Annotated in this window: 21 protein-coding genes, 1 other RNA gene and 2 pseudogenes; 9 read left to right on the top strand and 15 right to left on the bottom strand. The window is 33.7% G+C overall.

Translation table 11 applies throughout. From position 1 onward, the window contains the following. The first annotated feature begins 31 nt into the window (after window positions 1–31). The gene (locus AAHF52_RS05085) at window positions 32–1,264 is read left to right on the top strand and encodes a hypothetical protein (protein WP_052265010.1); all 1,233 of its coding nucleotides are present in this window, start codon (window positions 32–34) and stop codon (window positions 1,262–1,264) included. 131 nt (window positions 1,265–1,395) lie between these two features. On the opposite strand, the gene AAHF52_RS05080 is transcribed toward AAHF52_RS05085, so the two are convergent. The 3 genes from AAHF52_RS05080 to def form a co-directional block, all read right to left on the bottom strand. Continuing rightward, window positions 1,396–1,923, bottom strand: a complete 528-nt coding sequence (locus tag AAHF52_RS05080) for a demethoxyubiquinone hydroxylase family protein (RefSeq protein WP_007302313.1) — start codon at window positions 1,921–1,923, stop codon at window positions 1,396–1,398. Between the two features lie 445 nt (window positions 1,924–2,368). Continuing rightward, the gene (locus tag AAHF52_RS05075) at window positions 2,369–3,142 is read right to left on the bottom strand and encodes a uracil-DNA glycosylase (protein ID WP_342068389.1); all 774 of its coding nucleotides are present in this window, start codon (window positions 3,140–3,142) and stop codon (window positions 2,369–2,371) included. Beyond that, window positions 3,132–3,671, bottom strand: a complete 540-nt coding sequence (def, locus tag AAHF52_RS05070) for a peptide deformylase (RefSeq protein ID WP_264376708.1) — start codon at window positions 3,669–3,671, stop codon at window positions 3,132–3,134. Before def ends, AAHF52_RS05075 begins: the two co-directional genes overlap by 11 nt. A gap of 137 nt (window positions 3,672–3,808) precedes the next feature. Between def and ftsA the strand changes: the two genes are divergently transcribed. Both ftsA and map read left to right on the top strand, forming a co-directional pair. Then, window positions 3,809–5,047, top strand: coding sequence for a cell division protein FtsA (ftsA, locus tag AAHF52_RS05065; protein WP_264376709.1), 1,239 nt, complete (start codon window positions 3,809–3,811; stop codon window positions 5,045–5,047). A 117-nt stretch (window positions 5,048–5,164) separates the two neighbouring features. Continuing rightward, on the top strand, window positions 5,165–5,947 hold the full coding sequence (map, locus tag AAHF52_RS05060; protein ID WP_007302317.1) for a type I methionyl aminopeptidase: 783 nt from the start codon (window positions 5,165–5,167) through the stop codon (window positions 5,945–5,947). Between the two features lie 30 nt (window positions 5,948–5,977). Here the strand turns inward: map and AAHF52_RS05055 are convergent, their stop codons facing one another. Next, a complete protein-coding gene (locus tag AAHF52_RS05055; protein ID WP_012481950.1) occupies window positions 5,978–7,189 on the bottom strand; it encodes an MFS transporter in 1,212 nt (403 codons plus the stop codon). A 205-nt stretch (window positions 7,190–7,394) separates the two neighbouring features. Here AAHF52_RS05055 and rsmH point away from each other — a divergent pair, with 205 nt between their 5' ends. Next, window positions 7,395–8,279 carry a 16S rRNA (cytosine(1402)-N(4))-methyltransferase RsmH gene (rsmH, locus tag AAHF52_RS05050; RefSeq protein WP_264376710.1) on the top strand — a complete coding sequence of 295 codons (885 nt, stop codon included), beginning with the start codon at window positions 7,395–7,397 and terminating at the stop codon, window positions 8,277–8,279. Between the two features lie 326 nt (window positions 8,280–8,605). On the opposite strand, the gene AAHF52_RS05045 is transcribed toward rsmH, so the two are convergent. Beyond that, a complete protein-coding gene (locus tag AAHF52_RS05045; RefSeq protein WP_213863861.1) occupies window positions 8,606–8,905 on the bottom strand; it encodes an ETC complex I subunit in 300 nt (99 codons plus the stop codon). A 142-nt stretch (window positions 8,906–9,047) separates the two neighbouring features. Between AAHF52_RS05045 and AAHF52_RS05040 the strand changes: the two genes are divergently transcribed. Together AAHF52_RS05040 and pth are read left to right on the top strand one after the other, a co-directional pair. Beyond that, entirely contained in the window at window positions 9,048–9,659 is a 612-nt protein-coding gene (locus AAHF52_RS05040) for a 50S ribosomal protein L25/general stress protein Ctc (RefSeq protein WP_007302321.1), read from the top strand. Next, window positions 9,659–10,222: an aminoacyl-tRNA hydrolase gene (gene pth, locus AAHF52_RS05035; protein ID WP_007302322.1), complete on the top strand. Its 564-nt coding sequence runs from the start codon at window positions 9,659–9,661 to the stop codon at window positions 10,220–10,222. Before AAHF52_RS05040 ends, pth begins: the two co-directional genes overlap by 1 nt. Window positions 10,223–10,256: 34 nt before the next feature. Here pth and recA read toward each other — a convergent pair whose 3' ends face one another. Beyond that, window positions 10,257–11,324, bottom strand: a complete 1,068-nt coding sequence (gene recA / locus AAHF52_RS05030; protein ID WP_007302323.1) for a recombinase RecA — start codon at window positions 11,322–11,324, stop codon at window positions 10,257–10,259. A gap of 114 nt (window positions 11,325–11,438) precedes the next feature. Between recA and truA the strand changes: the two genes are divergently transcribed. Next, a complete protein-coding gene (truA, locus tag AAHF52_RS05025; RefSeq protein WP_007302324.1) occupies window positions 11,439–12,176 on the top strand; it encodes a tRNA pseudouridine(38-40) synthase TruA in 738 nt (245 codons plus the stop codon). A 1-nt stretch (window position 12,177) separates the two neighbouring features. Here the strand turns inward: truA and dnaN are convergent, their stop codons facing one another. From dnaN to ffs, 7 genes are all read right to left on the bottom strand, one after another. Next, the gene (gene dnaN / locus AAHF52_RS05020) at window positions 12,178–13,329 is read right to left on the bottom strand and encodes a DNA polymerase III subunit beta (RefSeq protein WP_007302325.1); all 1,152 of its coding nucleotides are present in this window, start codon (window positions 13,327–13,329) and stop codon (window positions 12,178–12,180) included. A gap of 111 nt (window positions 13,330–13,440) precedes the next feature. Continuing rightward, on the bottom strand, window positions 13,441–13,938 hold the full coding sequence (locus tag AAHF52_RS05015) for an invasion associated locus B family protein (protein WP_019078627.1): 498 nt from the start codon (window positions 13,936–13,938) through the stop codon (window positions 13,441–13,443). After that, complete coding sequence (locus tag AAHF52_RS05010) at window positions 13,931–14,824, bottom strand: RNA polymerase factor sigma-32 (RefSeq protein ID WP_012481951.1); 894 nt, start codon at window positions 14,822–14,824, stop codon at window positions 13,931–13,933. Before AAHF52_RS05010 ends, AAHF52_RS05015 begins: the two co-directional genes overlap by 8 nt. Before the next feature lie 283 nt (window positions 14,825–15,107). Beyond that, the gene (locus tag AAHF52_RS05005; protein WP_010407060.1) at window positions 15,108–15,788 is read right to left on the bottom strand and encodes a P44/Msp2 family outer membrane protein; all 681 of its coding nucleotides are present in this window, start codon (window positions 15,786–15,788) and stop codon (window positions 15,108–15,110) included. A 336-nt stretch (window positions 15,789–16,124) separates the two neighbouring features. Next, a complete protein-coding gene (locus tag AAHF52_RS05000; protein WP_006013488.1) occupies window positions 16,125–16,439 on the bottom strand; it encodes a YbaB/EbfC family nucleoid-associated protein in 315 nt (104 codons plus the stop codon). Window positions 16,440–16,460: 21 nt separating this feature from the next. Continuing rightward, window positions 16,461–18,044 carry a DNA polymerase III subunit gamma/tau gene (gene dnaX / locus AAHF52_RS04995; protein ID WP_007302330.1) on the bottom strand — a complete coding sequence of 528 codons (1,584 nt, stop codon included), beginning with the start codon at window positions 18,042–18,044 and terminating at the stop codon, window positions 16,461–16,463. Between the two features lie 16 nt (window positions 18,045–18,060). Continuing rightward, an RNA gene (gene ffs, locus AAHF52_RS04990) (signal recognition particle sRNA small type) lies at window positions 18,061–18,159 on the bottom strand. 121 nt (window positions 18,160–18,280) lie between these two features. On the opposite strand from ffs, the pseudogene AAHF52_RS07215 reads away from it, so the two are divergent. Then, a pseudogene (locus tag AAHF52_RS07215) lies at window positions 18,281–18,370 on the top strand (WPE palindromic element domain-containing protein); the annotation flags it as partial. Between the two features lie 46 nt (window positions 18,371–18,416). On the opposite strand, the gene AAHF52_RS04980 reads toward AAHF52_RS07215, so the two are convergent. Next, on the bottom strand, window positions 18,417–19,373 hold the full coding sequence (locus AAHF52_RS04980; protein WP_213863789.1) for an IS5 family transposase: 957 nt from the start codon (window positions 19,371–19,373) through the stop codon (window positions 18,417–18,419). A gap of 319 nt (window positions 19,374–19,692) precedes the next feature. Here AAHF52_RS04980 and AAHF52_RS04975 point away from each other — a divergent pair. Then, window positions 19,693–19,839 (top strand): annotated as a pseudogene (locus AAHF52_RS04975) (glutathione S-transferase family protein); the annotation flags it as partial. 511 nt (window positions 19,840–20,350) lie between these two features. Here AAHF52_RS04975 and AAHF52_RS04970 read toward each other — a convergent pair. Continuing rightward, complete coding sequence (locus AAHF52_RS04970; RefSeq protein WP_214303242.1) at window positions 20,351–21,370, bottom strand: IS110 family transposase; 1,020 nt, start codon at window positions 21,368–21,370, stop codon at window positions 20,351–20,353. Window positions 21,371–21,427 lie beyond the last annotated feature (57 nt).

Genomic DNA, 21,427 nt, shown 5'->3' with positions numbered 1-21,427 from the left:
CTAAAAAGTTTTATTGGTTATGGTATATAATATGTCTAAGCAAGTAGGTAAACAAGGTGAAAGTAATCTTATTTTAGAGCCTGAACAGTTCTCTAACAGCTTCTTCAATAGTCAACAGAGTAGTTCATCAAATCCAAAATTACCGACTATAAGTCGTAAAGATAGGCATATGGATTTAATCAAGAAAAGGTACGCAAAAAACAAAGATGTTGCAGAATATCTAAGAAGTTATGACTTTATTAAAAGAGCAGAAGAATTGTCAATAATTTATCTTTTTGAGCGAGACTCATCTTCTACGAAATTGCAAATACCATTGACTACAGATGAACAAATTCTAGTTAAAAAATTTTGTGATGAGATGATAAAAGGTATAACAGAACACGATGAGCAAGAAAGCGTTTTAAAGTACATGGAACGCATAATAGAGGGTTATTTAAATCAAGGAATAAGATTAAACTCATATTACGGTAAGGATAATAAGACTGTAACAAATTTTATATTTGAAAAAATGGAAGAATTAATTAATCGCTTTCATGCAAATCCACACAATTCAACTACAAAAAATATCATACAAAAGATCACTCGTAATTTAGTGTTAAAAGGTGGGGTAGAAAAAGGATTATCTTTTTATAGCGATATTGAAGGCGGATATTACGGCTCTAATTATTTAAATGATCTTAACGAACAATGTAAGAGTAAGAAAAAAATGCTAGAGGGTCTAGCATATGAAGGTATTGTGAAAGAAAATAACAAGCAAATTGATAAATATGATCTTGAAGTAGAAGTAGATAATAAATATTTTTATATTAAGTATCCACAAGGTAGTATTGTTGAAATTGCGAGAACTTTAAATAATGAAAAAGCTAAGGATTTAGAAGTTGGCATATTTCAGATTGAGGAAAGTATAGTAAAAGTTGAAATTACAGAAGATGGAAAAAGAAATTACACAGATATCTTAAAAGGTGGTATTGAAATATTTTTTACTACTAAAATAGGAGAGATTAGTATTTATCTACGGAAAGATGGTAACAAAATGGTAGTAGAAATTGATGAGAAAAGCAAAATAAGGTTTAGCAAGTTAGAAAACAAATCAAGCTTTGGAGGGAATTGTCTTATACAGGGAAAAAGTGTTTTAGAAGTTATGGGCAAGAGTTTTGAAAATATTCCTGAGGAGTTAACTCAGACTATTAAAAACGTTCCATCTACTAGTCTTATGCAAACATGTTTACAACAACAAGAAAACTCTAATAGGGAATTAAATTAATGTATTTTTAGGATAATAATTAAGAAATTAATTATAAACATTCATACGCATTCGATTGTAGTAGAGGATATGGGGCAGCAATTAGCACAAGAACTAAAGGCAAATGTGGTTGGTTGTCAAATAGTGATTGATTAAATCAATTTAGAGAGGTAAATAGCAGCTTTGCAGCTTGTTTTTATGAACAAAGATAAAACGTTGTAGCCAAGTGCGCTTTCGGCATTGTGCTGAATTGCAATATCTCTGTGCTCTAATTCCTCATCGCGAAATTTACTTATAGTTTCTCTTAATTCCCCATCTTCTAAATGTAAGACTTGCTCCTTGTAGTGCTCTCCGATCACTTCTTCAACTGCAGCAGTGCAAGCCATAGCGGCTTTTTTACCCATCATGGCAGTTACAACACCAAGTGATACCCCTAAAGCACCCCAAACTGGCAACAAAACAGTAGGACGAACTCTTTGCTCCTTGATTTTCTCATTAAAATAGTGGAAATGTTTTTTTTCCTGCTCCTCCATTTCAATTATTTTGTCAATTATGGAAGATTTTTTAAGAATAAATTTTTGACCGGAATAAATGCAAATGGCTCCATATTCGCCAGCATGATTTACTCTAATTGCTTGTTCTAAAAAATTTCCTTTCAATTTTTTTATATTGCTTTCCAATGTCTCCTCCCTTTATTTCTGCATTAGTACTACTATAAACCAATATATTATAGAGTAAATAAAATTCCATGCGTGCATTGCACCAACATTGTGATTACAGGAACTCAAGCAGCTATAGCAACGGCAAGAGTTACTTGACGGACTCCGCCATTCTCCTTAAAATAAGGGTGAAGATATATTATTTATCTTCAGTCTGTGCAGATAAAAGGACAAAAAGCTCGATATACTTGATGTTTAATTTTTTGCACTATGTGCACTCTATGTCTTTATAAAACTTTTACCCACATAAGCTAAAATACGCTTATCAAAGCATTTAATGCAATGAAAAACGCCAATTAAAAAAAAGGTAGTAGCTGATAGATTTTCTTTTGCCTTTTTCTCTGTTTAGTAAATTTTTCAATATTTAATGCAATTAGCCGGCACTGGGATGACAACGAGTAGTGAGCTAAACGTCCGTGTGGTTATTGGTATTATCAAGATATTCTCTAATCTTCTTTAAATCTTCCCAAGCTAAGCGTTTTTGTGCTGGTTGACGAAGTAGATAGGCTGGATGAAATATAGCGGCTGTGGTAATTGCATGAGATAAATATTGGTTAGTATAAGTATGAAATTTGCCACACAAGTTCGATATAGTCTTTGTGTTATCAAGAAGGCTATAACATGCGATTCCTCCAACAAAAATCAGAATCTGCGGTAAAACAAGAGCAATATGCTTCTCAACAAATGGTCTGCACATATCAAGCTCTAGATCAGTTGGTTTTCTATTACCTGGTGGACGCCAAAACACGGTGTTGCTTATATATACCTTAGTGCGGTCCAGATTAATTGCACCGAGCATCTTATCGAGCAGCATTCCGCTTGCACCACAAAATGGTATGCCTTTCAGGTCTTCATTTGCTCCTGGTGCTTCACCAACAAGCATGATTTTTGCATTTGGATTACCATCGGAAAAAACAGTATTAGTTGCAGTTTTTTTTATTTCACAACCCTCAAATGACTTAACTGCACTTCTTAGTTCATCTACACTACCACATTCACTTGCAAGCTTCCTTGCTTCAATGATCCAGTCACTTGGGAACATGGCTTTTTTCTGCTCGATGACAGAAGACTGTGCAGCTCTCTCATTTTCCACTTTTTTTTCCTCTTCACCTTCAGTTAGCGTGCAGTCAACACCCACTTCATGATAGAACTTCAACAATTCTAGATCTTCATTGTTCATAGTGCCTCTTAACCTTTTGAGCTTTTTTCATAGCCATATCGTACTTCAATTTAGACAAATGTCTAACGTATAATATACCATTTAAATGATCTAACTCATGCTGAATACACCTTGCAAGCCAACCACTAGCTTTTAGCGTCTGTTCTTCGTTATTTAAATTTTTATATTTCACAGTTAAATATTTTGGACGCTTAATTTCATGGCTTTGCTCTGGAATTGAAAGGCACCCTTCTTTGAGAATTACTTGTTCACCCGATAATTCTGTAATTTCAGGATTAATCATGCAAAATTTGCCAGTTGATTCATATCCTGCTGGCCCATCTTCAGCCTTCTCTGGCTGAACGTCCATGACAAAAACTCTCTTCATCACTCCAATTTGCACTGCAGCAAGGCCAAGACCATCTTCATGGTACATAGTTTCGAACATGTCATTTACTAATTCTTTAATTTTATCGGTTATATCTATTACTTCACTGGCACGTGTAGTTAACCTTTCATCAGGGGCAATTACAATTGGCAATTTAGACATAAAATTAAAATTTTATGTTTTATTTTTTCCTTTGTACAGTATTTTGGGTATATTAAAATGTTGCTGTATTTTTAATAGAAATATAAATTATTAAAGGAAGCTACAATTTGAATGGAATTGTGTCATAAGGTCAACTAATGTACTCTGCAGTAATAATAAAACCAAAGCGAAATGTTTTTGCCGTTTTAGACGTAGGTACAACAAAAATTATCTGTCTCATTGTTAAGATCAATAGCAACTTCAGCTATAAAATAATAGGAACGGGTTATAAAAGTGCAGAAGGTATAAGCGGTGGATCAATAACTGATGCAAAGCATGCAAGTTACTCTATTTCATCAACTATAGGTTTAGCTGAGCAAGTATCAGAAGAGACTATAGACCAGATATATGTGAATGTAGCCGGATGTGGAGTCTCATCTTTTAACGTATATAACGAAATTATTGCAGCTAATCACGAAATTTCAGACCGAGACATAAAACGTGTAGTCTTTCAGACATTTGAGAAATATATCGAAGAAAATGTCATCATTCACAATATACCACTGAAATATCACTTAGATGATATGACTGACATAAAGGAAGTCAGTGGATTATATGGAAAAAGATTATCTGCTGATGTTAATGTTGTCACTGCTTCGCGTCCAGCGCTTACCAATATCGAAAATTGTATAACTAATAATAGTGGGATAAGTATGGCTGGTTGTGTTGCTTCTGCATATTCTGCAGGCCTTGCCTGTCTAAGTAAAGATGAAAAAGAGCTAGGAACTGCCGTTGTTGACATAGGAGGTGGATGCACTGCAATTGGAATTTTTAAGAGAGGAAAACTTGTGTACACAAGCAGCATTCCAATTGGTGGCATTCACATTACCCGAGATATAGCTTATGGACTATGCACAAGTATAGAGCATGCTGAACGCATAAAAATACTATACGGTAGCACTATTGTAACTTCAATAGATGAGAATGAATGTATTGCAGTGCAAAGTAATGAAAGCGATGAACCAACTCAAGTGTTTAAGTCTGAACTTGTTAACATCATAAGACCAAGGGTTGAGGAAATACTTGAGCTGATAAGAGAACAATTTCAAGAACAGAAAGATCCAATTAATAAAGTAGTGATCACAGGTGGAACCAGTCAACTCACAAGCATGAAAGAAATTGCAAGCTATATATTCAATAAACAAGTCCGTATCGGATGCCCTGAATCTTGTAGCGGTCTTGATGGCGAATACGACAAAAATCCTGTATTTTCTGCTGCTTTAGGCTCTATAAAGCTAATAGTTGACACCTTTTATAGAAATAATTCTGGAATGCTTGGTCACGATGGCAAAATAAGTAAGTTATACCATTGGGTTAAATCAAAAGTCACAGTCTAGATTTTTGTCTTTATCTCTTAATATACAAATGGCTTGATCTAGGAGCTTATTTTTATAGTATTATTACACTGATGTATCCGTAAGAGAAGCAGAAAATTACAATAAAACGTAAGAAACATGAACATAACTATACATTCACAAGAAGATTTTGACTTTATGCGTAAAGCTGGCAGGCTTGCAGCTGAAACCCTTGATTTTATTGCACCACACGTCAAAGTAGGCGTAACAACTAATGAATTAAATGATCTATGTCATGATTTTATAATCAATGCAGGTGCAATTCCAGCACCACTGAATTATAAGGGATATCCGAAATCAATTTGTACTTCGAAAAATGCTGTTGTATGTCATGGTATTCCTGATGATAAACCTCTTAAAGATGGAGATATTTTAAATATTGACGTTACAGTGATTTTAAATGGCTGGTATGGTGACACAAGTCGCATGTTTTGGGCTGGTAAACCCTCAATAAAAGCAAAGCGTTTGTGTAATGCTACTTATAATGCGCTAATGGAAGCAATAAAACAAGTCAGGCCAGGCAATAAGTTAAATAAAATAGGACTTACTATAGAAAAATATATTGAAGATTTTGGATATTCTATCGTACGCAATTATTGTGGACATGGCATAGGAAAGGTTTTTCATGCTCCACCAAATGTTGTACATTTTTATGATGAAGGTGAGGATCTTATCTTAAAAGAAGGCATGTTTTTTACGGTAGAACCAATGATCAATGCTGGAAAACATGAAACTCTGCTCAGCAAGCTAGATGGCTGGACAGTGACAACACGTGATCTTTCACTTTCTGCACAGTTTGAGCATACGCTTGGAGTCACAAAAGATGGAGTTGAAATATTTACACTATCACCTAAAAATTGGCATTTTCCACCTTATGATTAGATTTTTTAAACACTTGGTTTTTGAAAAAATCTAACTCTTAACTTGTGATATAGCAACTAACCCAATTAATGCACAGAAAATCATGTAAAAACTTGCTAAAGTTCCTTGTCCTGTAACTTTGATAATAGTTGTGCATATAAATGGTGCAAGACCACCAAAAAATCCCGAAGCTATATTTCTTGATAAACCAAATCCACTGTATCGTACCTTTATTGGGAATAATTCACACATAAACGCGCTAACAGGACCAAGAGAAGCAGCTATTGGGATTATAAAAAGAACGTGCGCCATTATGGTGAGCAAATTATTACCACTTAGTATCATTGAAAAAACTGGATAACTTACTACTATAAAAGTCACAAATGCAAATTTCATGACTCTTTCTCTCCCTACCTTATCAGAAAGTATTGCAAATAGTATAGTCAATCCTCCAAGTGCAACCTGATTCAATATTTCTACTGCGTGATTAAAGTGAGTGTTTATTGTTGATGCAAGTAGATTAAAAAACACTAAATATATGTAAAGAGATGCATTCTCAACTATGTCAACTCCAATTGATATTAGAAAAGGTTTTTTATAGCCATTTAACAGTTCTTTTAACGGTAATTCATGTGGCTTTTCCTGCTTTTTATATTCTGGGCTTTCATCGAGTATATATCTCATATATATACTGATTAATCCTATTACAAAACTGAAAATAAAAGGCAATCTCCATCCCCAAGATTCAAAATCGGATACTTTTTTGCATATAAGCACCACTATAAGACTTAATATTGAGCCAAGAATTGCGCTCAATACTTCAATACTGCCAAAGAATCCTCTTTTATTTTTAGGAGCATGCTCTATTAAAAATGGGGCATTTCCTGCCTCTCCTCCAAGAGATATACCCTGCAATAATCTTAAACATACCACCAGTACTGATGCGAGTACCCCAATGTTCTGATACCCTGGAACAAATGCAATAAGTACGGTTGATAGAGTCATCAATATGATAGAGAGAAATAGAGCAATCCTTCTTCCATATTTATCTCCAATGTGGCCAAATATAGCAGCACCAATTGGTCTTATTAAGAAACCCACTGCAAACACTCCAAAAGCTTTAAGTATGCTGACTAATTTGTCGTCTGATGGAAAAAACACATCTCCGATTATGCTTATTAGATGGCTGAAAAGCATGTGATCATACCACAACAAAGTGTTACAAATTAAACTTGATAGTATTACTTTTGTTATTTGTTGCACGAAATCTTCCGTAATTTGTTTGATATTATAGTAATATTACTTACTTTTTCAAACGTGAATTATGTAAATGTTATATTAATAATATTATCTTATTAAATTTTTATATCGTTGATTATATTTAAATATTCTTATACTATACCTATATATTTCCATATATTTTTTGGCGAGAAAGTTATTTTAATTTAAGTGCACAAAGTCTCTTGATATGACACATACTCCAGTTTTGTTAAAAGAGATGCTATTTCAATTAGCACCACAAAGTGGTGGCATATATGTAGATGCTACATTTGGGGCTGGAGGATATAGCAAAGCAATATTGGAATCCGCTGATTGCAAAGTGTATGCAATTGATAGGGATGAAACAGTTACCAAATTTTATGATGATCTAAATGTTAAATACCCTAATAGAATAAAGTTATTTATTGAAAAGTTTAGTAATATCAAAGATTTATTAGATAGTAATAATATTAAAGGTATCAATGGAATAGTTTTCGACGTTGGAGTTTCATCTATGCAGCTTGATAATGGAGATAGAGGATTCTCATTTCTACGTGATGGCCCACTTAACATGAGCATGGATAACTATTCTCATATGAATGCTTCGACGTTTGTTAACGCTTTACGTGAAGAAGAGATTGCGAACACTATATATAATTATGGGGGTGAGCGTCATTCCCGCAGAATCGCAAGAGCGATAGTAAATGCGCGGAAGAAGAAAATTATCAAAACTACATTTGAACTTGCGGATATTGTACGTTCTGTAGTGTTTCGTGGAAAAAGCAAGATTGACCCTGCAACTAGGACATTTCAGGCAATCAGAATATGGGTAAATGATGAGCTAGGAGAGCTTGAAAAGGGTATTAAAGCTGCATCTGAGATTTTAAGTGAGAACGGCAAATTAATTGTAGTTACTTTTCATTCTTTAGAAGATCGTATAGTCAAAACTGTTTTTAAAGATTTATGTGAACCAGGATCTACTAAAACATTCTCCCTTTTAAATAAAAAAGTGATCAAAGCAAGTTCAGAAGAAATAAATGTAAATCCACGCGCGCGTTCAGCAAAACTGAGAGCTATACAAAGGTTATCATGAGGACCTTTCGTGCCATTTCAATAATTATGTTTTTCTTCAGCATTGTAGGATTATTTAAGGTAAAATTATATGTCCAATCACTAAATAAATAGCTAACACAAATAAAGCGTGAAATTAATTTAGTGCAAAGCAACATAAAAGTTCTTCAAGCAGAATGAAGTTATTTGAGTAATCCAAAAAAACTTGCAGTCTTACGGAGAAATACCTAAAAAATAACTCTTTGATACTAGCTAGCCAGGTTCAACTTTCTAAATAGCCGCAGTGCGTTAGCAAAATCATAGTAACGATTAGGTTTAGGTTTTTAGATAAACACACTACAATAAAATTTACTTTAGTATAAAGTTATTTGCATAAGATTTTGGCAGTCTTTTAACATCTTTTGGCATTTCAATTGTGTAATTTGTGTTGTGTTTCTTTGCGTAAGATATTGCTTTTTCAAGAGAATCAAACTTTAATACAATCTGTTTTTGGGGATCTTTTGAGCCAACCCATCCCATCAAAGGTTCAATATAGTAAGAACAAGGCTCAATTTTTAGGTACCAGAATTTTGTATTACCTAAGCCAGATTGTGTTGCAGTTTTTGTTGGCTTATAAATCTTAAAAACTACTTGATCGTTAATACTCATAGCTCTTACTACGTAATCTTAAGTATATATCTAAATAAATTTTTCCACAAAGAATTAGTGTGAAAGAATGAAGTTTGAAATAAATATTTTTATGTTATATTATTAAATTATATAAAAAGGATTAGCTGAATAGGAGTAATCGATGGCACAGCAAGAAATGGTAACAATTAATGCAGAGTTACGTGATGTAAAAAAAAAGAAAGCGATGCAGGCTCTGAGGGAGAAGGGAAGTATACCTGCAGTTATATATGGTAAAGGGCATGATAACGTAAATTTGACATTGTCTGCAAAGGAATTTACTAAACAATATAAATCAGGTGCTCTTTCTGCACATTTAATAGAACTAGATATTTCAGGGAAAAAAGAATATGCTCTTGTTCGTGATATTCAATGGCATGTAGTAAAGGATACTGTGCAACATGTTGATTTTCAGTTTGTTGATAAAGGTAGTGAAATTAAAATAGATATACCTTTATCATTCATCAATGAAAGTAAATCACCAGGAATCAAATTAGGTGGAGTGCTTAATGTTCTGTGTCGTTCTATTACTGTCAAATGCTCTCCTGAGAAAATACCTCAAGTCATAGAAATTGATTTGTCTGGCAAAATGATTGGTCAGTCTATACATATCAATGATGTAAAATTGCCAGAAGGTGTTAAATTTGTAGCTCATGAGGAAGAAAATTTCACCATTGTAACAATCTCTGCTGCCGATAGTGATGTTGAAGAAACTCAAACAAAAACAGAGGAGTAGTGCATTTAATAGCTGGGCTTGGTAATCCTGGTAGTCAATATGAGTTAACTCATCATAATATTGGTTTTATCGTTATTGACGCAATCTACAAATATTGGAATTTTCAGTCATTTTCTAAGAAAGCCGATTACTTGATAACCTCTGGCATAATTAACAATAATAAAGTTATGCTAATAAAGCCTTATTCGTTTATGAATAATTCAGGTATTCCTGTTGCAAAAATAAAAAATTTTTACAAATTATCGCTAGACAATATTGTTGTCATACATGATGATGCTGACTTGAAATTTGGAAGAATAAAAGTAAAAAAAGGTGGTAGTTCTGCTGGACATAATGGACTTAAGTCTATAGATAGCTTTATTGGTAATGATTATTGGCGTTTAAGATTTGGAGTAGGCAGGCCTGAAGGTCAGAAAAGCTTAGCAGACTATGTGTTATCAAAATTTGAAAATTTTGATAACGTTATCCTCTTAGTGGAAAAAATAGCAAAAAATATACACCTAATGCTGCAAGGAGATACCACAGCTTTTATCAACTCGGTTGAGAGTGAAACTTTAGTATAGCAAACGAATACTGCCCAATACAAACTAATTTAGATTAGAATACTGATTCTTCTAGAAGTTGTTCGCGTTCCTCTTCTATTGCAATGGAATTATCATGATTTTTAAATAAATCTCTGATTTTTGTTTCTATTTCACTTGCAATTTCTTTGTTTGCCTTGAGGTAACTTTTTACATTTTCTCTTCCTTGGCCAAGACGCGTATTGTTATATGAATAATAAGCACCTGCCTTTTCAAGTACACCAAGTTTTGCTCCTATATCTATTATTTCTCCAAGTTTTGATATGCCTTCATTGTACATTATATCAAATTTTGCCTCTCTAAACGGAGGAGCAACTTTATTTTTTACAACTTTAACTCTCGTTTCATTACCCGTAATATTCTCCTTATCCTTTATCGCACCAACTTTTCTTATATCAAGTCTTATAGAAGTATAGAATTTTAACGCATTTCCACCAGTGGTAGTTTCAGGATTTCCATATACTACTCCTATTTTCATACGAATTTGGTTGATAAATATCAATATACAGTTTGCTTTTGAAACTACAGAAGTTAGTTTCCTGAGTCCATGGCTTAGAAGTCTTGCTTGTAGTCCCATGTGCTGATCGCCCATATCCCCTTCAATTTCAGCTCTTGGAGTTAGTGCTGCAACAGAATCAATAACTATTACATCAACTGCACTAGAACACACTAAATACTCAACAATATGCAACGCCTGCTCTCCAGTGTCTGGTTGTGAAATTACCAAATCATCAGTTTTCACTCCAAGTTTACGAGCATATATAACATCCAGTGCGTGTTCCGCATCGATAAATGCACATAAACCTCCTTTTTTCTGTGCTTCAGCAATTACATGCAAAGCAAGGGTAGTTTTACCAGAACTCTCAGGGCCAAATATCTCAATTATACGTCCTTTTGGCAATCCCCCAACACCCAGAGCTGAATCAAGTGCAATCGACCCTGTAGATATCGTGTCTATTTTTTCTACAGGATTTTGCTTTAGTTTCATTATTGCACCTTTACCGAATGCTTTTTCAATTTGACTTATTGCATTATCTAGTGCTTTTTGCTTATCATTATTTCTTTCTTCTGGATTATGTGCCATGGATCATTTATTAACTTGTATAGTCTCCATGGTAATTGAACGCAACCAATCTGCCAAGGGTTTTTTAATAACGAAGAACGTTAGTTACCTAAAATTAGATAGATAGACTTTGTAGTGCGATACAAAATAACGATAGAATACAATGGTAGTAGTTTCTCTGGCTGGCAAAAGCAACAACACTCTGCTAACTCAATTCAGGAAACCATAGAAAACGCTATATTTAATTTCAGTGGCGAGAGAGTCTCTTTGCATTGTGGTGGCAGAACTGACACAGGGGTTCATGCTTTAGGGCAAGTTGCTCATTTCAATATGGAAAGGCAATTTGAGCTTTACAGAATAAGAAATGGAATAAACTATCACTTAAAAGCGATTCCTATAGTTGTGCTTAGTGCAGAAGCCGTAGATGATGCATTTCATGCGCGATTTTCAGCAAAAAAAAGATATTATGAATATAGAATAATTAATCGCTACGCTCCTGCAGCTCTGGAAATCGGTTATGTGTGGCAAGTATTTAACCCACTTGACGTAAACATCATGCGTGAAGCTGCTAGACACCTGCTTGGAAAACATAATCTTTCAAGCTTTCGCTCAAAAGATTGTCAAGCTACAAATCCGGTCAGAACAATCGATGATATTGATATAGTACAAAACGGAAGTCACATATACATCAAAATATCTGCGATTTCCTTTTTACATAACCAGGTGAGGATTATTGTTGGTACTTTAGTTGAATTTGGAAAAAATAGAACTAATCCACAAGAAATGCTAAACATATTAAGTCAATGTAAAAGAAACGCTGCTGGAATCACTGCACCGCCTCACGGCTTATACTTAGTAAAGATAGATTACTAGCTTAAGTCCTCATTGGCATTACTATATATAGTGCACTTGGATCATCTTCATCAGTGATAATTGTAGCGCTATTACCATCTGATAAGCTAAATTTACACTTGTTTTCTATACAGGATAAAACATCAAGTAAATAACGAGAATTAAATCCTACTTCCATAAGAGCTCCATCGTAATCCACTTCTATAGACTCAGTTGCATCACTACACTCTTGGGAATTTGAATGTAGAGTTAATAAATTCTCTTGCAATGAAAATTTAATTGATTTTATTTTATCGGACACAACAACGGAAACTCGGTCTATAACACTAGCAAGTTTGCTACTCTCAACAATCATTTGTTTATCTTGAGACGTTGGAATAACGGCTTTGTAATCTGGAAAAGTTCCATCTATCAATTTTGATATTAGAATATACTCACCACATGTAAATTTGATTTTTCTATCTGAAAGTTTTATATTTATCTCATTACAATCATCCAATACTTTCAACAGTTCCATGATAGTTTTACGTGGAATGATCACCCCAAATTCTCCGTTGATATCTTCAGGTTTAGGCCTTTTTATACATGATAAACGGTGGCCATCAGTTGCAACGCAGTACAGAAATTGCTCATCTGTATGCAGATATATCCCATTCAAATTATACCTTGTATCATCTAGCGACACAGCAAACTTCGTTTTAGTCAACAAGTCTACCAAATCTGCACTTAGTAGAGTGAAATCGTATTGATGATCACCTTCTTCAAGAACAGGGAAGTTATTTGAAACTACGTTCGGTAAAGAAAAATTTGCATTTCCACAGGATATCAATAATTTTCCTTGATTATTCATTTCGAAATTGACATCCAAATTAGTTGGCAATTTTTTCACTATATCATGTAAAGTATGTGCTGAGATTTTCACTTCTCCTTCTGCTGATACATTTGCAGTAAGTGAGGCAAATATTGAAATGTCAAGATCAGTAGCCTTCAATTTTATGCTACCATATTGTGCTTTGATATTTATACACGCTAAAACATCTATCGCGTTGCGCCTTTCAACCACTCCACTTACCCTGGATAGCGTATTTAAAAGGCTTGCACGACTTACACTAAAACGCATTTGTTCACACACAGAACTTTGTTCTTTGATTCCTATATCTACAATTTTTGACATATTAATTCTCAAAAATATATTTTAAATGATATTCATATTCTATGTAAAGTGATATCCATATTTTTGTCTGAGAGACAAAACAGCCTATCTTATACTTTAGTGATCAATAATTTACTTTGTATGGCATAAGTCATGCATTTTTTGGTACGCTTTTTGAAAGCCAAGCAAGGAATAAGTATCATCAACATTTGCTGTTTTTACTTTTCCATTAACTACCATTGATAATCCCTGCTTCATTTTTAGAATCAAATCTTGGTCCATTTTTGTATCATCTGTCCACGCAAGACTTCCCTGTATTATTGGCAATTGATATTTAATTTTTTTATCGATATTGAGAACTACAGGCTCATTATTATACTGAAAGCCAGAAGTGACGCTCACCTCATCTGCTTTTTTATCAACGTAACTGACCATTACATACGGCTTGCGATCGGCTGTATAATGTTCACTTTTTTTCTTAGGATGAGATACAATATAACACACTTTTTCACCATCTTCCAATGCAGTATACACAAACCAGTCTTTATATTTTTCGCTCAGTTGTACATTACTAACCGATGCAAGAGTGTCTATTGAAAGAAATATTAGAAATACGAAAAGACTACGCATGTAAACCGAATTTCAAACTCTCTGATTTTATATGTTGTTTTACCTTACTCATCGCTTGCTCAGCCAGCTGTCTTATTCTTTCTCTTGAAACACAATATTTTTTGCTAAGCTCATCCAAAGTCTGAGTATTCTCAGATAAATATCTGCTAATGAAAATGTCTCTTGATCTTTCATTAAGACTTGCCAGCGCATTGCTTAAAATTGTTTCTTTTAATGCCTTTTCTTCATGATTCTGGTAAGCTACTTCTTGACTAACTAAATTACACGGAATCATATCTTGTAACTCCTTTTTAGAGTCATCACCTATTTTTATACAATTATTTAACGACTGATCCTTACAAGCCAGACGATAGCTCATCTGTACAACATCTTCTTCAGATACAGAAAGCTCATTTGATATTGCTTTTATTTCTTCTTTACTCAAAGTTTCTCTGTTTGTGTATTGTAAAATTCTTTTTTTTATTTTACGTAAACTAAAAAACAATCTCCTTTGTGCTTGCGTTGTACCTATTTTTACAAGTGACCAAGATTTTAATATAAAGTCTTTCATTGAAGCTTCAATCCACCATACTGCATAAGTTGAAAAACGAAATCCCAAGTCAGGATTGAACTTTTTCACTGCATGCATTAAACCCATATTTCCTTCCATGACCAGGTCCATCAACAATAGACCGTAATTCTTAAATTTCATTGCAATTTTTACTACCAAATTCAAATGGCTAGTAATCAACCTGTGAGCAGAAGAAATATCCTGGTATTCTTGCCAATTTTTTGCTAATCGCACTTCCTCTTCTTGGGAAAGCATAGGAAATTTTCGCACTTCAGCAATATATTGCATGAGATTAGTGCTACTATTAACACATAAATTTGCTACTGGGGTCAACATAATAACTTAAATTAAAACTCTATACATATAATATATTGATTTTCAGTGAAAAATTCAAGCTTTAATTAAAAAAGCATAACTTTATATCTAGTTGAGATCTTAACAACAGCTACCTAAATGTAGAATTAAAATTGCCAGCGTGTAACGATAAAAACTACATTAAATAAATAATGTGTTATTCCAGTGCTCAAACACTGGAATTCACATTTCTTTTTTCTAGATCCCAGTGTCATGCTACTTGAATGACAAGAAAAACCCACTGGGATAATAAGACAAAGATAGACTAGAAATTAAACGCTACTCCAGCTTCTGCACCAACAGTGCTGTAAAGAACTTTGATTCCGCCATCATCTTTAGCTGTCTTACCAAAATTAGCACCATAAGAACCAAAATAACGAGCACCAGCATAAAGCTTGATTTCTGGGGTTACATCATAACTAACACCAGCTTTTGCTTGATAAGCAAAACCAAATCCAGATTTTTTATCACCAGTAACCTCTGTTACTAAAGGATTGCTTACATACGCTGCACCAACACCAACACCAACATATGGAGTGATAGGCATATCTTCAATTGCTATATCGTAATAAACATTAACTAGTCCTGAAAATGCTGTTAAACTTTCTACAACTGCTGGAGAAGTATCTACTACATCTGCATCTTTACTCAATTGTGAGTAAAGTCCTTCAACATCAACCCTAATATCATCCATTTTATAACCAAATGCACCACCTCCAGCTAGAAAAGATGCTTTTAAGGGACTATTGTTGTCCTTACCTGATTTATATGTAACACCATCAATCTTTGTTTTAAAAGGTAAAACTTCACCATTATATTGCAAACGAACATAGTAGCTAGTTTCTTCATCACTTATTGGACCAATAGGGTCTGATGAAAAAGCAGAGTTTGATAGGCTTAGCAACGTCACTAAAGCAGCTGCCGAAAAAAACTTTTTATAATGCATAATTGCCCTCGTTAAAAAAATTAAAATTCCACTTTAGCAGTCTAAATAATAACTAAAGTTAAGTCAAGTGCTAACTTAATAACACAAAACCTTCTGTATCTTAACTAACTTTTAGGAAAATACAAAGATTTTATTAATTAATAAATAGAGTTACTCTACTTTTTTTACTCTTGATCTTCTGACACCTATTTCACTAATGTCTTTTTATCTTCTGATCTGCATTCATCATTGTGAATTGCTGCATATTCATGCAGTAATATGAATGTACTTCATGGAAGTACTAGTATAAAAGGAAAACACTTAGTTACTGCATTAAGTCAAACTTCAGTAGTAAATTTAAAAAGGAAGTTTAAATCCAGGTGGTAACCCCATCATACCTGCAAGATCAGAGGTTGCATTTGCCATATCTTCTTCTGCTTTTTTAATGGCATCATTAAACGCTGCTGTCACTAAATCTTCTACTATGTCTTTTTCTTCATTTCTCATAAGCTCTAAGTCTATGTTTACCTTTTTAGCTTTATAGCCACCTATTTTTATAACTTCCACTAATACAGAAACTTTGCCACCACCAGAAATACCTTGAAACTCTTTTCCAATATATTTTTCTTGGGCTTCCGCAAGCTTTTTTTGCATTTCTTGCGCTTGCTTCATTATTTGACTGAAATCCACAACCTACTCCTTATTTTCTATATTAACTACCTTTGCACCTTTAAACGTATTTAATATATCCTTAACTACAGGTGCATAATTTAAATTACTCACTTCCCTATTCATATAACTCGTATCAACTATAATAACCCACTCCTGATTAGTAGCTTGATTTAAGTAACTTTTCAAGTCATTACAAAAATTACTGTTCAAGTTAGATACAGCTTTTAATTTTAAATACCCAAATTTACAATCTATTAATTTTAGATTACTACACAGTTGTTTGTAAAGATAAATTTGGTTACTCCGCCTTAATAGTTGCAAAATCTTATCAAAATCGTAATTTTGTTGTTTATTTTTCACATGGATCCCAGTGTCACGCACTGGGATGACAGAGTGGGGTTTTTCCACATATTTTTTTGGATCCGAGTAGTCAGTTACTTGGATGACAGAGGGGGAAGGTGCAACAGGTCTGCCCTGTCTATTTCCTTGCTCTACATTCTGTGAAAGAATTTTTTTGATCACCTGTTCCGGAGAAGGCAAATCAGAAAGATAACAAAGGCTAATTAACATCATTTCAGCAGCAACCTCATTGCATGTTGAAATTTTTATATCTTGAATACCCTTAAGCAGCACCTTCCACAATCTCGAAAAAAATATTAAAGACTTTTTTGCACTCAAATCTTTTACTCTGCTCTTCTCATATTCTGTATCAATCTCTTTTGTAATTAAAAAACGGCATATTAACTGGATTGTTTGCAGCAGATCTTCAAAAATATTGAGCGGATTTGCTGTTTTTACCACATTGTCGAATACTAACAAAGCCTTCTGTAAATCACTATCTAATACTGCTTCCAGTAGATCAAATATAACGTTTCTATCTACTAGACCAAGTATGTCTGTAACACTTTGAGTGGATATTGTACCATCTTTGCTATATAGCAATGCTTGATTCATCAAAAATAAAGCGTTACGCATTGAATTGCTACAGTGGTGAGCAATTAATTCCGATGCTTCTTTTTCAATAAAATAATTTTCTTTTTGTGCAATATCATTTAAACGCTCCATTATCTTAGCTGAAGGAATGTTATGTAAGTCAAACCTTTGACAACGTGCAATAACAGTTATTGGTATCTTTTTTATTTCTGTAGTTGCTAGAATAAACTTTACGCTAGATGGTGGTTCTTCTAGAGTTTTAAGTAATGCATTAAATGCATTACTGGATAACATGTGTACTTCATCTATAATGTAAACTTTAAATTTAGAACTTATTGGTAAATAGCAAATATCTCCCAAGATCGCTCTAACATCCTCAACACTAGTGTGACTTGCCGCATCGATTTCAACTACATCTGGATGGCTTGAATTTTTTATTGCCAGACAACTTGTACATGATCCACAAGGTTCAAAAGTTGGCCCCAATGAGCAGTTCAAACATAAAGCTATTATTCTTGCAGTGGTGGTTTTACCAATTCCACTGCTACCAGAAAGCAGTATAGATTGTGGAATTTTGTTGAGAGTAAAAGCATTTTCTAGTATACGCACCAATATATCTTGACCTACTAAATCTTTAAAGCTACTAGGACGATATTTTAATGCTATGTTCATAGCCTAGAATAAAACAAATAGTACAAATAGGTATGCAACCCAAAAAGATTCTGATATGGTTGCTTCATTTCTGACCTGACCAAGTTACAGAATTTTTGCCTGCATACCTTATCAAAGGTTATACTTTTTTTTTTTTTTAGCAAGGTATATTCTATATTAGTCTTATAATTTATATGTTAGACCTTTTGCAACATTACTTTGGAGTAAACAGCCGTTACCTAAAATACTCTTCTTCTGTCATCCCAGTGTCCAGACACTGGGATCCAGAAAACTTAATTTTAAATGAATACATTAGGCTGTTGTATAATAAGAACTGGATTCCAGTGGGCTTTGTTGCACAGCTCTTCGGATAGTGGGTAATGTATAATAAATTCATGAAGCTATATCAAACTTAGCCATGCCTATTTCAGTAAATTTGTTAAGCAAATAACACTTGAGTAGCAGTTCCTTCTCACGATTAATCTCAGATTTATTCCTAAAACTAAATCCAAATATTTGCTTCAGTCGCGAGAAAAAACTTTCTATATAAGATCTCTTCCAATAATTTATCTCTTTTTTCCACCTCTTCATACCATCTTCATCATATGACTTTATGAGCTTGATTGTAGAATTTCTCTCATTCATATAATCCAACTTTGGATGCTCTACTGCATTATTTTGCGGAGGAATCCTTGTCTTTATGTCAAGCTCATCGCACAGTTTGTATAACTTCTTTCGATTATATGCCCTATCTGCATATATCGTGCTTATGTTATACTTGGTATCCACTCTTTCAATAAGATCACAGGCTCCATAGTGGTCGGAATAAACTCCACTACTGTATTTTGCAGCTATAACTTTTTTACTACCTATCTCTAGCATTACATGTAGCTTTCTTGTTTGCTCATAGCGGCGATACTTTCTATCTGTACCATTTGCCTTACTATGGCCTGGAATATTATTGTAGATGCTGATACCTGTACTATCTATAGCAATTTCAATATCTTCCATATCGTTCTTATCAACTCTGCAGTCGTTGATTTTGATATTAAGCTTTTTAAACCTTCTTGAAGCCTGCGAATAGCTGATAATTTGCAAAATTTTCCCTATTTGCTCAAGATATTTCTCTATAAATCCCACTGTTTGCCTAAGACCAATCCTGAATAGATAGGTTATTATGTGAATTAGAATCACTACTTTGTCGCTGTAGACATTGTTGCCACCTGCTACTTTTGGACTATTTTCGTACCAATTTTCAATGGCATCGTTGATATAATGAAAAACATTTCCCCTTTCTTGAAGAAATTTGTTATATTCATTGCAGTTACTGACTTTCATTCTTATTGGCATATTTTTCCTTTGTCGGCTAAATATCTATTTTATAACAAATTCCATCAGTAACTGCCTGTTCTTTCCTTGAGTGGTGCAACAAAGCCATTCCAGTGTCAATCACTGAAATGACACCCTTCCGGTGGGGATTGCTCTCAAACTACAATGTTCGTACAGTTGTACTGGGATTCAAGTATAAAAATATTTGGAAATTATACAATGGACAATGGATTCTAGGAATATATGTTAAAAGTAATGTCCATAATGAAATAAGCTGGATTCCAATGTCACGTACTGGAATGACAACATATAGGTATTGGAATAACAAAAGAGGAATATTATGATTTTATATCATTTTCCTCTTTGTCCATTTTCACGAAAAGTTAGAGCTCTTCTCAAGGAAAAAAAGCTGAGTTGTGATTTGGTATATGAAAATCCATGGGAAAAGCGGAATGAATTCATGGAGATCAATCCAATCGGACAAGTTCTCTAATTGCATAAAAGTCAACAATAATTTTTTGTATCATGAAAAATATTTTTTGATGTAAAATTCAGCTCTAATACAACCTTTTATTTATTATTGTATTATCTTATTCAATCAAAAGAGGTTTTATTGGCAATAAAAACATCAACACTAATTTCCAATTAATCTCTTTTAAACTATGTAGCCAATGAATATGTGGATAAATACGTCCACACAAACTTAAAGTATTTATCCACATATTCATTAAGCTTATAAAAACTAAGGTATCATTCTTTTCCTCTATAGTCTTAATGATTTTACATAAGTTAAAAGTAGCATGCTTCCATTGTTCTCTCCGCGGTCTAATATGGCTAATTCATATTGTAGCCAAGCCGCACTATACTTGTTAGGCGGAAGTGGACGGCAACATGTACGCCACGAAGTCTATGCTTCAACTTATCCTCTTGCTTATCCCTTCCATCGGCATTGCTATCTTTACTTTCAGTAAAATTATTGTTTTATACTTCTTTAGTGTTTATTGATAGCAAAACTCTTTTCTATCGATTAGCATCTTATGCATAATCACGGCTAATTTTCTTGCTACTGCAACAATTGCTTTTTTCATGCCCTTTTTCTTTTTAAGCTTCAATCCCCAGCTTCTTAATTTAAATGTCCTTTTACATTTTACCAGTAAGACCTGCGCGGCTTCATATAACATATTCCTACAGTCCACTGGTCCCATTTTTGATATACTTCCGTGTCGATCAATCTCACCAGAAGCGTACTGTCTTGGACTTAATCCCATATAGGCTCCAACTGTATAAGATGTTTCAAACCTATGCAGATCATCTATTGCAGCTTTATATGTCATTGCTACTATAATACCAACTCCTGGAACAGTAGTTAATAATTTACAATCCTCATCTTTTTTGCTTTGTTCTGAGAGCATTTTATCAAGTTTTCTTATTGATTCTTCTATTATTTCTAAACTATGTACTAATGATTCAATTGAGGTTTGGCTAATTTCATCTAGATTATTAACCATTTCTTGCACTTTTAAAGCAAAGTTTGCAGAACTAAGACGTTGATTAACTTTTATCCCGTATATTTTCAGTAATCCCCTTATTGTTCCCGCAATTTGCTCTCTGCAACGTATTAATTGTCTTCTGCTTCCAAGTATTATTTTAACCTGACAAGCTTCGTCTGATTTTACTAATACCTCCTTAAATAGCCCAACTCTCATCATTTGTGCTATGCCTCTTGCATCATTTTTATCATTCTTATTGATTCTCGCAGATAATGCTGCTGCCATATGCCTTGCATCTACACAAGTTACTGGTAATCCAAGATTCCTCAACTCTTTGCACATCGATATTGATAATTGCCCGCTTTCTATTCCTATGGACTCGTATTTTTTGTTTTGACCAAGCAGAAACTCAGCTATTGCACTGCTTTCACTTGCAACAACCCCTTCTTTAACAATTTTTCCTTTCTCATCAATGATACTAATAAAAGTTTCTTTGAGTGAGACATCTAACCCGCTATAATGTTTCATGAGACTACTCCTACTGTAAAAGTTTAAATTATTCTTGAAGAACTAATTCATTGAATT

Origin of the sequence: Wolbachia endosymbiont (group B) of Melanargia galathea (genome assembly GCF_964030625.1) — a bacterium.
GTDB lineage: Bacteria > Pseudomonadota > Alphaproteobacteria > Rickettsiales > Anaplasmataceae > Wolbachia.
Note: the sequence above shows the minus strand (reverse complement) of the source record. Positions and strands in the feature narration are given on the sequence as shown.